Genomic DNA, 14,505 nt, shown 5'->3' on the forward strand with positions numbered 1-14,505 from the left:
ATTATAGTTCTTCTTGCTTATACTCTTCCTTAAAAACAACCAAAGTATCTCCTTCTTTTATTCTTTCGCTACCCTGATAAAGTATTCCACACTCTTTTCCTTTCTTAACAACATCGAAGTCTTTTTTGTTTGACTGTAATTCAATTATTCTTCCATGACCAATCTTTTCTTCTTCTCTAAATATTTCTAATAATGCTCCTTTTTGCACCTCTCCTTCAATAACATTACCTCCCACTATCTGCCTATTTTTCTCTGTTCTAAAAATAGCCAAAACTTCAATCTCTCCTAAGTCAATTCTTTCTTTTTCTTTAGTCAGTTTTCTTTCCATTAATTCTCTTACTTTCTGAGCTAACTCATAAATAATAGAAAAATCGTAAACTTTAACTTTATTATTTTCAGCACTAATTTCTGCCACTTTGTCTTTTTTTACTCTAAAAGCAATAATTACTGCTTCACTGGTTTTTGCCATTTTAACATCCTGCTCTGTAATATCCCCCACCTCACTTCTGATTACACGGATACAAATATTATCTTGTGGTAAAATTTTCAAAACTTCTTCTATTCCCTCAAGAGAACCCTGTGCATCTCCCTTAATTACTAAATTTAAATATTTTTTACTAGGGTCAAATTCAAAAGCATCTCTCTTTATTTCTCTTTGCTTTAAATTAGCCTTAGCTTCTTCATAAGAGGAATATGCGCGAAACTTTTCTCCTACCGCGGGGACATTTTCAAACCCAATAATTACCACTGGATCAGATGGATCAGCTTCTTTTATTTCTTTTTGTAAAAAATCTCCTAAATTCTTAATTTTGCCCACAACAGAATCAGTTCCAATAAAATCTCCTCGCCCTAATGTCCCATTTTCTACTAAAACAGTAGTTGTTGGTCCCTTCTTTGGATCAAGATATGCTTCGACAATCGTTCCTTCGGCTAAAACTCCTGTTTCTGCTTTTAAATCTTCTACTTCGGCAACTAATTGAATCATATCTAATAAATCTGTTATACCCTGTCCCGTCTTAGCTGATATTTCAACCGTCGGAACTTGCCCCCCCCACGATTCAACAAGAATATCTTCTTTGGATAATTGTTGTTTAACCATCTCTGGATTAGCTCCTGGTTTGTCCATTTTATTCAAAGCCACTATAGTTGTTAATTTAGCATTTTTGATAAGAGCAATAGCTTCTTTAGTTTGTTTTTTAACTCCCTCGCCAGCATCAATAACTAAAACAGCAATATCTGCCAATTTAGATCCTCTACCTCTTATCGCTGAAAAAGATTCATGACCAGGAGTATCAATAAAGGTTATCTTCTTTTGATTGTGTTCTATTTGATAAGCGCCAACGTGCTGAGTAATTCCACCTGATTCTTTTTCTAAAACATTGAATTCTCTAATTGCCATCAATAAGGAGGTTTTGCCGTGATCAATATGCCCCAAAACAACCACCACTGGCGGTCTTGAAATTACATCAGGTTGTTTATTATTTTCTGCCATATTTTTAGTCCTTAAAGCGGAGAGAGTGAGATTCGAACTCACGGTGAGAATTACCCCACAATGGTTTTCGAAACCATCCCCTTAAGCCGCTCAGGCATCTCTCCTAAATATGTTTAAAGACTATCACTTTTCCCCCTTAAAAGCAATTTAAAAGAAGGAAAATCATTATCATATACCATCTCTTTTGGGAGAATATTAGAAAATCTTTTTCCTATTGTCTGGACTAAATAATTAGATATCTGACCTTTTAATATTTTGAATTTAAAAAATCTAACTGTTTCCTTTTTATATTTCTTAAAATCAGGAAAAGTTTTAATTAAAATATCAGCAGCGTAAAGACCCCAAATTATTCCTCCCCCACTCCATGGCTTAGTTAATCCCATCGCATCTCCGCAAAGAGTAACGTTTTTTTCTTTTGGAAAAATTAATCCTGCATTGAATAATGAAAATTTAGGACAAGGAATAGCAGCGGCAGAAAAAGAATCTTTCTCAATTCCCCTTATTTCCAATATCTTATCTGCTTTCTTTTTAACCTCCGATTGATTGCCTAGTGCTCCATATTCAATCTTCTCTCCCTTAGGAATCTTCCAACAAAAACCAAAAATATCTGACGACGCAAATGTTTCAGTAATATTTGAATTGTTCTTTATTAAAGAATAAGCCTGAATTCCATTTTTAATTTTAGGATCAGGTAAATTTAAACTTCTTCTAATAGCAGAAAAGGCGCCGTCACATCCGATAATCCTATCAAATCCTTGCGGCACCTTTTTAATCTCTTGTCCTAGGATAATCCTCGTCCCAGCTTTCTTGTTTAAATCTAAAAGAATACTTATCAACATTTCCCTATTAAGAGCCAAATGCTTAGGATTAAAATTAAGTTTAACTTTTCCTTTAGGAAAATTAATGATACAAAAAAATATTTTATTCTCTATACACTTTCCTGTAATAGGGATAAACTGCTTAATTCTTTCTGAAACCAAAGATGAACAACATTTCTTACCAAGAACGTCTTCTTTTTTCCTGTCGAAAAGAGAGACTTCGTGTCCCATTTCTGATAATTTCCAAGAAATATATAATCCCATCACTCCCCCGCCAACTACGGCCACTTTTATTTTTTTATTGTCCATTATTTTCAGGAGATATAATATGGAGCGAGTGAAGGGAATCGAACCCTCATGTACAGCTTGGAAGGCTGTCGCTCTACCATTGAGCTACACTCGCGAGAAACCCTTTCGGGGCACTGAGATTCGAACTCAGAATAAATCCTCCCAAAGGACTCGTGATGGCCGTTTCACTATGCCCCGTGCTACTTCCTTTTTATATCATCTTTCTGTTTCAGAGTCAAAAACATTCCTCAACTTTTATTGATATTTTTATAACATAGTAAATCTTAATGTGTTTCAAGTCCCGTTAGTCACCCATTAAGGGAAAATTGGCGCAAAACAAACCGGGAGGTTATTTAAGATAAAATTAAATATTTTACGTTATATTGGTAAAATATTTTTTTTATTCTTAAATGCTATAACTTCCGAATTTCTAATAAGAATAGTTCTTGTGGTTGTATATGTCATTCCTTTATTTGGTTGCATTTCAAATCCAAGATAAATACAATTTATTCCTCTAGTAGAAACCTCTTTAATAGCTGGCTGCAAATCAGAATCAGAACTACCTAAAATTATTAAATCAGCTTTTTTATCACAAGCCAAAATAACCATATCTACTCCAATTCTTACGTCTACACCTTTTTCCTTAAAAACTAATATACCAGCTTTATTAATATTTCCCCTAACACTACCAGCCATTATCACTTTAAAACCACAACCCTCTAGGTGGGTCTTAAGCAGTCTCTGCTCTTCGATTAATTGCTTGGATTTTCCCGAACTTTTAGAATGCTTTTTAATACGAGCGAAATAAAACCATACCTCATTAACGTCTATTCCTTCAAGAACCTTATTAAAAAGACCCTCAAAGTCGTACTCATGCCAGACTAAACTATTATTTACTTCAGATTGAAAAACACTTTTTATTTTACCTTTAAAATTTTCTCCATCTATAAGTAAAATGTTTTTCATGTATAATTGGGGTATATTTAATAAAAACCCCAACGGACCTTTCGGCTGGCTGGGGCGTGTATGTATTCAATATAACCCATCTAAATTTAAAGTCAATACCCTGTCAATCTTCTGATTAAAATCAAGTAACTCTACTCCTATTCCCTTCCAATTTAAAATTATGAATGCATCACATAACCAACCAATTATTATATCCCAACAAGACAAACTCCTTGACGTGGAATATAGTGAGAATTAAAACGTTCTTTTTTTACTGTTCCATCGGGATAAGTAACTTCATAGTCAAAATATGCATCAGCTCCATCGTAAGCAGCATAGGTACATTTTACTTGACCACTAGCTAAACTATAAGTCTTAATGATCTTATTAGGATTAGGTTTGACTATATTATAAATAACTGGTTCTGTTCTATTTACAGTTCTTCCATCTTTTATTCCCCACAATTCAATAGTTAATTCTTTATTTTTTACTTCCGCCTGTATCAAAATGTAATTTCCTGTATCATTGATAAATTTAAAATCCGGGGAAGGACTATAAATTGTAGCATCAATTCCTGCTGGTTGATAATAAGGCATATTATAAGAATGATTTTGACGCATAGTTATTGGTAGCCCTGCATCAAGGGTCGCCCTAAAAAGAGTAGTACTTGTATGACAAAGCCCCCCTCCAAATTCATAAGAAATGGCATTGCCTTTTATAACCGCCTCCTTAACGTATCCATGCTCCTCATCTATGGAACCAAGAGCTTCGAGCATAGAAAATTCTTCACCTGGTTTTAGCAATAATCCATTAAGAGATTTGGCCCCATTTTTAATATTTGAAGTTCTTGCATTTGTTGAACCATCAAATCCTAAAGAATATTTACCAATAATTTCTTTAATTCCTAAAATATCATTAACTCCTTCATTTTCATTAGAATAAGGTATTATTTTAACAGAAAGATTCAATTCCTCGAAAGGATTAGTTAATAAACCAGCTAATAAATTTACTGTTAAATCAATATCTAACTCTCTTCCCTCTTTGCCTGGTATAAAATTTTCAACTTTCCCGTCGTTTAGGGTAAATTTTGGCAAAACATAATCTTGATTTATTTCTGTTGCTACGTTTTCTTCTATGTATTTTTTAATTTTATTTTTATCTAAATCAATAAACAAATTTGATTCTTTTTTTGACAAAACTACCATTTCTAATAAAGATGCTTTATCAATAATCCATTCATCTTTATTATATTTTAATTTAATCGGAGCTAAAGCTAAATTACTCTCTACTTTGTCTTTCATTGCCAGACAATCGGCTTCTGATATCTCAGGATTAGCATCATTGCCCTCTAAAATAATATTAGAAAAATCAAGTTCACCTAAATTATTCCTTAAAGTATTCATTGACTCTTCATAATAGATTACTTTACCTGCTCTTCCTTGTTTGATCAATAAATTATTTTCAGAATCAAAATAATAAACAGCATTTTGGGGATTAAGAATAGAAAAACCTTGTTTTAAATCGTTAATAATTTTATCATTATCAAAATTAACTATTAATTTAACGTAGTGATTATTGCCTAAAATTAGATCTAGTCTATCTTTAGAATCATTCACAAAATTACCGCTTCGCCCAAACAACATCGCCTTATTAATAGTTTCATCAACTTTAAAATCAACTAAAACATCCACAACAGCTGCATCGGAAGAAGAATTAATAGGATAGACAGTCACCTTATTATCGTCATAATAAAAAGAAATACCTTCTTGATCGACAATATTCAATTTTTCATCTATTAAGCTTTTTGATTCTAATATTGTTTTTCCTTCCATATTTAATCCTCCGATGTAAATATTGGGATAAATTTTTTCGGCATACTTAACTTCAAAAATATAATAAAATGAGCCAATTATAATGGCTATAAAAATTAGTAAAAATATTAATCCTAATCTCTGCTTAAACATGCAGTTAGTTTAATGTTGATACAATTATCTTGTTATGAAGAAAAAAATTATTGAAAGAATTACTAAAGGTAACCAAGCCCAAACAATTTTCTGGTAACGGAAAAGAGATTTTCCTCTTTTCTCTCTCATTACTCTATACCATTTTTCAAATCCGAAGAAAGCGGCACTACCGATAAATATAGTTAAAATTAACTTATCCATTCCCCATAATGTATGATATTCATTTCCGATAACTTCAATTGAATGAAGGGGCCAGATAACCATTGCGTAATAAGATAAAATTATTAAAATATCTCTGCTTTTAAATCTAATATTCTTTTTGTTAAGCCACTCAATAGTCCACATGATTAAACCCACTGTTAATCCTCCAATCCATAAACCGGTAATAGTATCATCTATTTTTAACCATCTTGCTAATCCTAATCCAGCAGAAACTCCGATAACACAAACTGGGCAAACAGCCAAAGCAGCTTGAGCAAAAAACAAACCAACAAAAGATATTAAAGATGTAATTGTTATTTTATTCATTATTTTCTTTCTTTAAGAATCGTTTCTAATTTAATCTCTTCTCTATTCCTTAAAACTAATAGATGTATATTTTCTCCTACTGCACATTCTGCTAGGACATCATTAATCGAATTATCTTGAGTTATCTTCTTACCATTAATTTCTAAAATAATATCGTACTCTTTTAATCCAGCTTGATCAGCGCTAGAATTTTTAGCCACAGCTGGTTCACCAAACATTTCTCTTACTATTAATGCTCCGTAACAACATTCTAATTTGTTTGCCTTGGATATATGGTCGTTTAGAATAATATACTTTACTCCTAAATACGGCCTCTTAATTCTTCCTTCTTTTTTAATTTCCTTTAAATCTTCTTTGATGTAATTAATTGGTAAAGCAAATCCGATATTCTCTGCTCCCATTATCATGGCTGTATTTATCGCTATCACTTCCCCATTCATATTTACTAGTGGTCCTCCTGAATTACCAGGATTAATAGCAGCATCGGTTTGAATCAATCCTCTTAAACTAGTAACTTTTGATGTAGTATTCGCTCCATTATATGCTGTAATTTTTCTACTTAATCCAGAAACAATTCCCGCTGATAGGGTATCTTCAAATTCTCCTAAAGGATTTCCAACTGCGATTACTGCTTCTCCTAGCTCAACATTATCAGAATCTCCCATTTTTAAAAAAGGAAAAGCTACTCCATCTTCAATTTTTAAAATAGCTGTATCAGTCAAAGGATCTCTTGATAGAACTTTTGCCTTATATCTTTTGTCTGGATCAAGAATAACTGTATAGTCTGCATCCATTTCTTCAACTACGTGATTACAAGTTAAAACGTACCCATCTTTAGAAACAATAAATCCACTTCCCCCTCCAATTTTAGTCATTTGTTTTTCACTATTTACATTTTTAGGAAAAGCAACCTTCTCTCCTTTGTAAGGAAGGAAGTAAAATTCATCGATTTGTGGTAAATCACGAGAAGCGATAATTGTTATTACCGCTGGACAAATCTTCTTCGCTATTTCTACGATTGGAGATTTTTTCATAGATTAATTCTATCATAAAAAAATATAAAATAAAACATCGCCATGAATTAGTGATGATTATTTGTGGACCCAGCGGGATTCGAACCCGCCGCCTCGCCCATGCCATGGGCGCGCGCTACCAAATGCGCTATGGGCCCCTATTAAATCTGTGTCCCCAGCAGGAGTTGAACCTGCGGCCTTTGCCTTAGGAGTGCAACGCTCTATCCAACTGAGCTATGGGGACTCATTTTTTCTATCATCAAACTAATAAGATTATATATTTTTCTTCTAACTGTAACATCATAAACAGAAAGCCTACAAATACCATTTGGACACCTTTCCAGACTCTTGCTGTTTTCTTTTAATTTTAAAATTTCTGGTTTTTGGAATCTATCCATTGATAGGCCAGTAATTTTCGACCAGTAATTTTCAGCTCTTTTTACGTCACCCTTCTCGCCTATCCTTACCATTACCTTCATTTTACTATTATCAACTAAAAGTATTTCCCTAAAAAATCTCATCATTATTTTTACCATCTCAGGATTGGTATTTGTAAAAATTGCACTCTGATTAGTTCCACTATTATATCCTTCTGCCCAATAAAGCATTGCTCCTGAAACTAATAAAGCATTTTTATCTATATTTACTTTACTAAATATTTTATTCGCCCAAAGTCTATCTTGTTCTTTATTTTTAATAGATGTTTCTATTAAATTTTTAATAAGGGGCACATTTCTTTGCTTATCCTTTATCCTATTTTTTTGTTTTTCTGTCAATTCTATATCGCAACACCATCTCGATATTGTTCCATGACCGACAGGTACGATATCTAAAATTTCATTATAAGAAAAGCCTTTCTTTCTTAAGGATATTGCCTTAATATAAGATTTTTCTTTTCTATGCATTGTATTAATAATATCAATTTATATATATAATATCAATATAAATCCTATCTTAAATTAGTCAAAAATTAGTCTAACTATTGGTCTAACACAAAACCGCTCTTACGAGCGGCTTTTGTTTTTAATTTTATCTAACAGCGTCTTTCAATCCTTTTCCAGCTTTGAATTTTGGAGTCTTCATTGCAGGGATCTTGATTTTTTCTCCTGTTTTAGGATTTCTTCCTTCTCTGGCAGCTCTTGCGCCTACTTTGAATGTTCCAAATCCTGTCAAAGTTACATCTCCACCTTTTGATAGAGTTTTTGTTATTTCTTCAATGATTGTATTTAAAGCCTCAGCAGCATCTTTCTTTGCCATGGCTGTTTTTTTAACAATTGCTTCTACGATATCGTCTTTTGTCATTTTAGTGTATATATTTAATTCTTATATATGATGTTATCGACCTTTTATTATTTCGCATATTCGGTTACTCTCGATTCTCTTATTACCATAACCTTAATTTCTCCAGGATATTTTAATTCCTGTTGAATCTTTTGAGCTACTTCTCTTGCTAGCTTATGAGCTGTTAAATCATCTACTTCTTTTGGCTTAACAAATACTCTTAATTCTCTTCCTCCTTGAATAGCATATGATTTTTCAACCCCGTTAAACGAATTAGCAATGTCTTCTAGGTCTTCCAATCTCTTTAAATAATTCTCTAAAGTATCTTTTCTAGCTCCTGGTCTAGCTCCTGATATCTGATCAGCAGTCTGAACAATAACTGCCTCTGAACTTTCGTACGGATATTCTTCATGATGCGATTTCATCGCAGAAATAATTGCTGGGTCTATGTTAAACTTCTCTAATATCTTAGCTCCAATATCAGTATGAGACCCTTCTATCTTATAGTCAAGGGCTTTTCCTATATCATGCAATAAACCAGCTTTTTTGCAAAGAGCCACGTTTATTCCTATTTCTGAAGCCAATGCGGCAGCTAAATGAGCTACTTCGATTGAATGATTTAATACGTTTTGACCATAACTGGTTCTGTATTGTAGTCTTCCTAATACCTGAATTAATTTTTCAGGAAGATCTAATACTCCAGTTTCATATACCGCTGCTTCTCCTGCTTCTCTTATCTTCTTATTTACTTCTTCTGTAGCTTTTTCAATCTCAGTTTCAACTCTCGCTGGTTGTATTCTGCCGTCTCTTAATAATTTTTCTAAAGCAATCTTCGCTACTTCCCTTCTGACTGGATTAAAACTAGAAATAATTACTAATCCAGGAGTTTCATCAACAATTAATTCAACTCCGGCTGCTTTTTCAAAAGCTCTAATATTTCTTCCTTCTTTTCCAATAATTCTTCCTTTAATTTCTTCAGAGGGAAGAACAACCGAAGAAGTAGTGATTTCCTGTGTTTGAGGAAGAGCATAGGACTGAACGGCAGTTGCAATAATTTCTTTTGCTTTTTTTTCGTATTGCTCAATTCCTCTTAATTCAAGTTTTCTTATTCTCTCTAATACGTCTACTTCGTATTCTTTTTCTGTTTTTTCTAATAACTCAACTTTAGCCTGTTCTTTATTCAGCCCTGCTATTTTTTCTAGTTTTTTAATAGATTCAATTCTTAATTGATCTAGTTCGTCTCTTACCTGTTTTGCTTTCTCTAGTTTTTCAACAGCTTCCTTTTCTTTTTCTACGGTTTGTTTGTCTTTTGCTTCTATTTCTTCTTCTTTTTTAAAAAGTCTATTTTCTGCTTTTATAACTACCTTCTGTCTCTCTTCTATATCGGCATATGATTTATTCTCTATTTCTTCTGCCTTTGCTTTAGCCTTGCTCATTATCTCTTCAGCGGTTTGTCTAGTCTGAGTAATCTTTTTCTGCAATTCTGCTTCAATAGTTCCTGCTCTTTTTCTAGCGATTGACTGACGAATGTAATAACCAATAATGCCACCCACAAACAACGAAACAATCGCTGCCACAATCAATAATGTTTCCATATTTTCATATATGAAAATTTGGCGCACAATAAATAATCAATTTTCAGTTTTAAAATTTTCTACTAAAATTCATTCTTGAGATTATTAAATAATTACCAAAAATTCAAAGTTAACGTTAATATTCTTACATTATTAGTATAACAAAAAACCCTTGCAGAAGCAAGAGTTGTTTGATTTCTCGCGTTATTTACAGATTTCTGCTGTAGGATGATCAAGACAAACCAGTTGCTTTAACGCATCATTCTCAGCTTTTAGTTCTTTTACAGAATTTATTAGAAGAAAGGTTACAGCATGAGCATCAAAATTCAAAAGTTCTGTTTCAGTAGTATCAGTTTCATTTAATTTTGCCTTAAATGTATTAATAGTATACGGATATACCTTCTGCATGTCCTGAGCAACAACACCGATATATTCTTTTCCGTCAGCAGTAAAACCAGCCTTACCATTATATTTATACCATACGGGATTAATTTCTTCTATTACAGAAAGTCCATCAGTAAAACTTCTAATATCTTTCTTTATTCTTTCGTCAGAAGCAATAGTCCAGCTACTAGAAGTGGGTTTAGCTGCCGAATTAGTTGAAAGCTGTAGTTGATATGAAGGTGTTATTCCTCCTATACCGACACCAGTACTTGTGATCCGAAATGCCTCAGCACCTTGATTTAAAAACTTATAACCCTGTTGATCGTTATCAAATCTAAGATAACCGTCCGTTGGATCACGACCAATATCAGTATAAAATGCTCCTGTTATTTCTGAAAGTCTAAGTTGACTATTAGCACCATTAGCAATATGTAAAGAATTTCCTGGAGCAAGCGATCCTGATCCAAAAGCTGATCCAATACCGACATAACCAGTATTAGCACTCACTGTAAGACGCTCACTCCCTGCTTGAATTATAGAAAATCTATCACCTTGATAATAATCTGCATCAGACACTATGCCTAAATGAAAATTCTTAAAAGATTCTCCACTTGTATCTGAAAATGGATTAGAATTAACACTATCTGTCGCTTTAAAAGTAATAAGATTTTGTTGCCTCGTAACACTACTCGACCACCCTCCACTTAATATTAATCCTCGATAAAGTATCGTTCCATTTGCTGTTCCCTCACCTATTTGAAGTGGTGCAGATGGATTTGCTGTTCCTATTCCTAATCTGTTATTCGACGCGTCGACGCATAAAGAACTAGAATTACATTCCATAGAGCTCCAAGTATGACCTGGATTGGGAGTACCAACTGCTACAGCAGAAACAATTTCGGCTTTAAAAGTTTCTAAATATTGAAAAATTGAGAAACCTAATCCTAGCAATAAAAGAAGAAAAATAATAAAATATTTTTGTTTTTTCATATTTTTATATTAATTATTTACTTTCCGTTGTTTTTATTTGTGTTTGATCGGTCGTCGTAGTAACTCCCTGTTTTATCGCCTTTACAACCTGGGAATCTTCTCTTAGTTTGGTAGTCCAGACAATATTATCTCTACTGATATTAATTTTATTCTCTGGATCAAAAATAGAATTAGTAAATTTTTCTAGTCCTAATGTGTTATCTGTTGTATTCTTCTGAATATAATAAACATCCGTTAAAATTAATGATGGAAATATTGAAAAGTGTCCAAAATACAAATCACCAGTTTTTAAATAAACTGCGTAATATGAATTGTTCGTTCGGCTTAGATAAAAAAAGCAACCAGAAATTAAAAGAATTATTATACAAAAAATTAAAAAGATGATATTGTTTTTTGACATATTTTTTATTATTTATTGAAATGGTGATATCTCTCTCCATCTTGGCAATATTGATAAAGTTGTGCCAGCACAAAGATTACTATTAATACTTAAGGTTGCTTTTCTTGTATTATCAGCAACATTAAAATTAAAAACTGGATTAGGAATAGTTAGGCTATCCACCGTATAGTCTGAAGAAGATGAATGACCGCCCGATAAAGTCCAACTATATGTGTTTCCTCCAGAATAACAAGAAACTACATTATTGCTTGAATCTTTACAAGTACTACACTTCCAATCAGAACTAGTTAAATCAGGGCTTCCTGTTCCTTTCCAACATATTGAATAACAAGGATCTGCAGAATTTGTGATATCAGCATCGGAACATAATTGAACATTTCCCGCCGCAGTTATTGATGGAGTCGATAATATTCCTACAGTGCAAGAACTAGCAGGGATACCTGAGGTACAACAAACCTGGGTTGTATATACACCACAAACTCCAACATGAGCATTTGTACCAGCATCTCCAGAACCAGCGTTCTCAGAAATTGAAGCCAAGCAAGCATAATTTGAACCAAGAGAAGCACAACTACTTGCATAACTGCAACTTATTGAACCCGTCTTAGAAATACAGGCCTTATTTGAGTCGTACGCACTATTGCTTTTATCATTTTGTTCCACATGAGCGTTGGCCGTATCAGATAATCTTAAAACGACTGCATAATTTGATGAGCATGAATTTGATGATATTCCCGTACAACAAACCTTATAGCGATAATTACTTCCGCTATATAATTCAGCATGACCCCCAAGATAATTTTCCATATTAAAAACTGTTGTTCCGCTACAAGTACCACTGGTAATAAAACAACTCAATGCGCTACCACTAGATGTTGCAGACACATAATTTTCTTCGGTTCCAAGTGATGATGTTGGTTCAACTGATGAATATTTACGAACAAAAACCCAATCCCAATAAGCCTCGTAAGATTGACCAGACTCATATAAGCCACCATATAGATCATCATATCTTGATCCTAAAACAATTGGCTCATTTAAAACTGTATTATTAATATCAGACACGCTTTGATAAGATGCGCCTGTATCATAATTAGTCACAGAAATATCTACTGCCGAATCACTCTTTACTGAAATCTTTGTTCGTAAGTTAGTTGATGCTGGTGGCGGCGCTGCCATACTCACCCAATTAGCATCATTACGATACCATTCACCAGAAGGATGATTAAGATACCCGATACCGTTAGATGATGAAAGATAAAATCCTGCAACCTGATAACCATTAGTTGGAAGAGAAGCATAACGAGATTTAGTTTCTAAAACAACCCCACTATTAAAGGTTCCTACAGATGCTAATTTATCTAAGGTAGTTGTTGATTTTAATTCTCCACTTAAAAGGGCCATTGATCCTCTCCAAGTTAGTAATGGCTGAGTAAATTTTGTAATAACTATTCCAGAACTACCGTTACCAGGTGCGCCCGCACTAGATCCATCATTGCCAGCTCCACCGCCACCAGAACCAGTGTTCACTACCCCATTTCCTCCATTCTTATTTGTAGTGAGATGACCACCCCCCGCTCCACCCACACTTGAACCACCAAGTCCAGCTCCATAATAAGAATAACTTGATTCTTGATCCCCTCCTCCACCGCCTCCAGCATAAGTAACACTAGAACCTGTAATAGAACTAGTAATTCCGGCTCCACCATCAGGCCTTGATGATAAGCCTATGCCAGCTCCTCCAGCTCCTCCTCCTCCTCCAGTATTTCGACGAGCCAATATACCATAATATGAATTACCTCCAGCATATCCTTGCCCAGCAATTCCAGTTCCACCATAATGTACGTATGAACTAGTCCCCCACCCTGTCCCTGAACCACCACCAGATCCACCATTGTTGCCATCAACCCCAAAATAACCACCTCCACCACCACCCGTAACCGAAACATCATTAAATGTTGAACCTCCTCCATTAGCGTCTGACCAACCACCACGGCCGACAGTTATCGTAACAGCAGAGCCTGATGCTGGTAAATTATCAGTGCCAGATAATACTCCTCCAGCTCCTCCTCCACCACCACGATCATCCCCACCACCTCCTCCACCACCGACAACAAGATAATTAACGGCAGTCACACCATAAGGAAAAGCCCAATAACTTGTTTCAGAGGTATTACTACCAGTTGTTCCAGGTATAGTAAATTTATAAATAACATCTGATCCTATATTTGATGCTGTGCAAGTTACTGAAGATCCATAGACCAGAGAAGGACAAGTATTTATATAACCATAACTAGTATTTATCCATTTAGATCTATTTATAAATTCGTTATTAAAATCATCAAAAAAATCAAAGGTATCGTCTCCATTAGAAGCGGTAGTTGCAGAATTTTTTCCGTAATATATATATATTGTATTATCGCCACTACTAATAGAAGGAACTTTCACCCAAACTATTGCTGGAGTTGAGGCAGTATACGATTCGATCCAATAAGAAAGCTCGGTTGCTCCATCTGACGATGTAAATCTTAAATCACTAAAATCAGTATTCATTTTTGAAGTAACATATGGAACAGTTAATTTAATCTGATAATTACTTAGTGCTGAAGCACTATTTACGGTCACTGTTTTTCTATATCCATAACCAGATAACCAACTTTCTCCCGCCGCTGAAACAGGAATAAGATCAGAAAAAATTTCTGATTTATGTAAAAACAAAAATGCCCCAATAATTGAAAACAAAATGATTGAAATAAATGCAATAAATTTTTTGGTTTTAATTATTGAGGACATGCCGAGTGTTTCGATATTATCTTATGTTCCTATTA

12 protein-coding genes and 3 tRNA genes are annotated in these 14,505 nt (G+C 33.9%); all 15 read right to left on the minus strand.

Annotated elements, in window-relative coordinates; all coding sequences use genetic code 11:
• Position 1: 1 nt before the first annotated feature.
• Complete coding sequence (infB, locus tag PLD14_00715) at positions 2-1,492, minus strand: translation initiation factor IF-2 (GenBank protein HPR79727.1); 1,491 nt, start codon at positions 1,490-1,492, stop codon at positions 2-4.
• Positions 1,493-1,605: 113 nt separating this feature from the next.
• The gene (locus tag PLD14_00720; GenBank protein ID HPR79728.1) at positions 1,606-2,619 is read right to left on the minus strand and encodes a hypothetical protein; all 1,014 of its coding nucleotides are present in this window, start codon (positions 2,617-2,619) and stop codon (positions 1,606-1,608) included.
• 20 nt (positions 2,620-2,639) lie between these two features.
• Positions 2,640-2,713 (minus strand) — tRNA-Gly (locus tag PLD14_00725).
• A 263-nt stretch (positions 2,714-2,976) separates the two neighbouring features.
• Positions 2,977-3,564: an NYN domain-containing protein gene (locus tag PLD14_00730; GenBank protein ID HPR79729.1), complete on the minus strand. Its 588-nt coding sequence runs from the start codon at positions 3,562-3,564 to the stop codon at positions 2,977-2,979.
• Positions 3,565-3,752: 188 nt separating this feature from the next.
• The gene (locus tag PLD14_00735) at positions 3,753-5,507 is read right to left on the minus strand and encodes a VanW family protein (GenBank protein ID HPR79730.1); all 1,755 of its coding nucleotides are present in this window, start codon (positions 5,505-5,507) and stop codon (positions 3,753-3,755) included.
• A 24-nt stretch (positions 5,508-5,531) separates the two neighbouring features.
• Positions 5,532-6,035: a hypothetical protein gene (locus PLD14_00740; GenBank protein HPR79731.1), complete on the minus strand. Its 504-nt coding sequence runs from the start codon at positions 6,033-6,035 to the stop codon at positions 5,532-5,534.
• On the minus strand, positions 6,035-7,069 hold the full coding sequence (locus tag PLD14_00745; GenBank protein ID HPR79732.1) for a trypsin-like peptidase domain-containing protein: 1,035 nt from the start codon (positions 7,067-7,069) through the stop codon (positions 6,035-6,037). Before PLD14_00745 ends, PLD14_00740 begins: the two co-directional genes overlap by 1 nt.
• A gap of 64 nt (positions 7,070-7,133) precedes the next feature.
• Positions 7,134-7,206 (minus strand) — tRNA-Ala (locus PLD14_00750).
• A 12-nt stretch (positions 7,207-7,218) separates the two neighbouring features.
• Positions 7,219-7,292, minus strand: a tRNA-Arg gene (locus tag PLD14_00755).
• A complete protein-coding gene (locus PLD14_00760; GenBank protein ID HPR79733.1) occupies positions 7,270-7,953 on the minus strand; it encodes a hypothetical protein in 684 nt (227 codons plus the stop codon). The genes PLD14_00755 and PLD14_00760 overlap by 23 nt, the downstream gene beginning before the upstream one ends.
• A 124-nt stretch (positions 7,954-8,077) precedes the next feature.
• Positions 8,078-8,350 (minus strand): HU family DNA-binding protein, encoded by a 273-nt coding sequence (locus PLD14_00765; protein HPR79734.1) that lies wholly within the window; start codon positions 8,348-8,350, stop codon positions 8,078-8,080.
• A 47-nt stretch (positions 8,351-8,397) separates the two neighbouring features.
• Positions 8,398-9,924, minus strand: coding sequence for a ribonuclease Y (gene rny, locus PLD14_00770; protein HPR79735.1), 1,527 nt, complete (start codon positions 9,922-9,924; stop codon positions 8,398-8,400).
• A 183-nt stretch (positions 9,925-10,107) separates the two neighbouring features.
• Positions 10,108-11,277 carry a tail fiber domain-containing protein gene (locus PLD14_00775; protein ID HPR79736.1) on the minus strand — a complete coding sequence of 390 codons (1,170 nt, stop codon included), beginning with the start codon at positions 11,275-11,277 and terminating at the stop codon, positions 10,108-10,110.
• A 13-nt stretch (positions 11,278-11,290) separates the two neighbouring features.
• A complete protein-coding gene (locus PLD14_00780) occupies positions 11,291-11,677 on the minus strand; it encodes a hypothetical protein (protein HPR79737.1) in 387 nt (128 codons plus the stop codon).
• A 12-nt stretch (positions 11,678-11,689) separates the two neighbouring features.
• Entirely contained in the window at positions 11,690-14,470 is a 2,781-nt protein-coding gene (locus PLD14_00785; GenBank protein ID HPR79738.1) for a DUF2341 domain-containing protein, read from the minus strand.
• Positions 14,471-14,505: the final 35 nt, after the last annotated feature.

It is taken from the genome of Candidatus Pacearchaeota archaeon, assembly GCA_035404185.1.
GTDB lineage: Bacteria > Patescibacteriota > Minisyncoccia > Minisyncoccales > Minisyncoccaceae > UBA2211.

What these genes read in the sequence shown, in the direction of transcription:
- infB (HPR79727.1), bottom strand. Translation starts at nt 1,492, where the DNA reads ATGGCAGAAAATAATAAACAACCTGATGTAATTTCAAGACCGCCAGTG.
- PLD14_00720 (HPR79728.1), bottom strand. Translation starts at nt 2,619, where the DNA reads ATGGACAATAAAAAAATAAAAGTGGCCGTAGTTGGCGGGGGAGTGATG.
- PLD14_00730 (HPR79729.1), bottom strand. Translation starts at nt 3,564, where the DNA reads ATGAAAAACATTTTACTTATAGATGGAGAAAATTTTAAAGGTAAAATA.
- PLD14_00735 (HPR79730.1), bottom strand. Translation starts at nt 5,507, where the DNA reads ATGTTTAAGCAGAGATTAGGATTAATATTTTTACTAATTTTTATAGCC.
- PLD14_00740 (HPR79731.1), bottom strand. Translation starts at nt 6,035, where the DNA reads ATGAATAAAATAACAATTACATCTTTAATATCTTTTGTTGGTTTGTTT.
- PLD14_00745 (HPR79732.1), bottom strand. Translation starts at nt 7,069, where the DNA reads ATGAAAAAATCTCCAATCGTAGAAATAGCGAAGAAGATTTGTCCAGCG.
- PLD14_00760 (HPR79733.1), bottom strand. Translation starts at nt 7,953, where the DNA reads ATGCATAGAAAAGAAAAATCTTATATTAAGGCAATATCCTTAAGAAAG.
- PLD14_00765 (HPR79734.1), bottom strand. Translation starts at nt 8,350, where the DNA reads ATGACAAAAGACGATATCGTAGAAGCAATTGTTAAAAAAACAGCCATG.
- rny (HPR79735.1), bottom strand. Translation starts at nt 9,924, where the DNA reads ATGGAAACATTATTGATTGTGGCAGCGATTGTTTCGTTGTTTGTGGGT.
- PLD14_00775 (HPR79736.1), bottom strand. Translation starts at nt 11,277, where the DNA reads ATGAAAAAACAAAAATATTTTATTATTTTTCTTCTTTTATTGCTAGGA.
- PLD14_00780 (HPR79737.1), bottom strand. Translation starts at nt 11,677, where the DNA reads ATGTCAAAAAACAATATCATCTTTTTAATTTTTTGTATAATAATTCTT.
- PLD14_00785 (HPR79738.1), bottom strand. Translation starts at nt 14,470, where the DNA reads ATGTCCTCAATAATTAAAACCAAAAAATTTATTGCATTTATTTCAATC.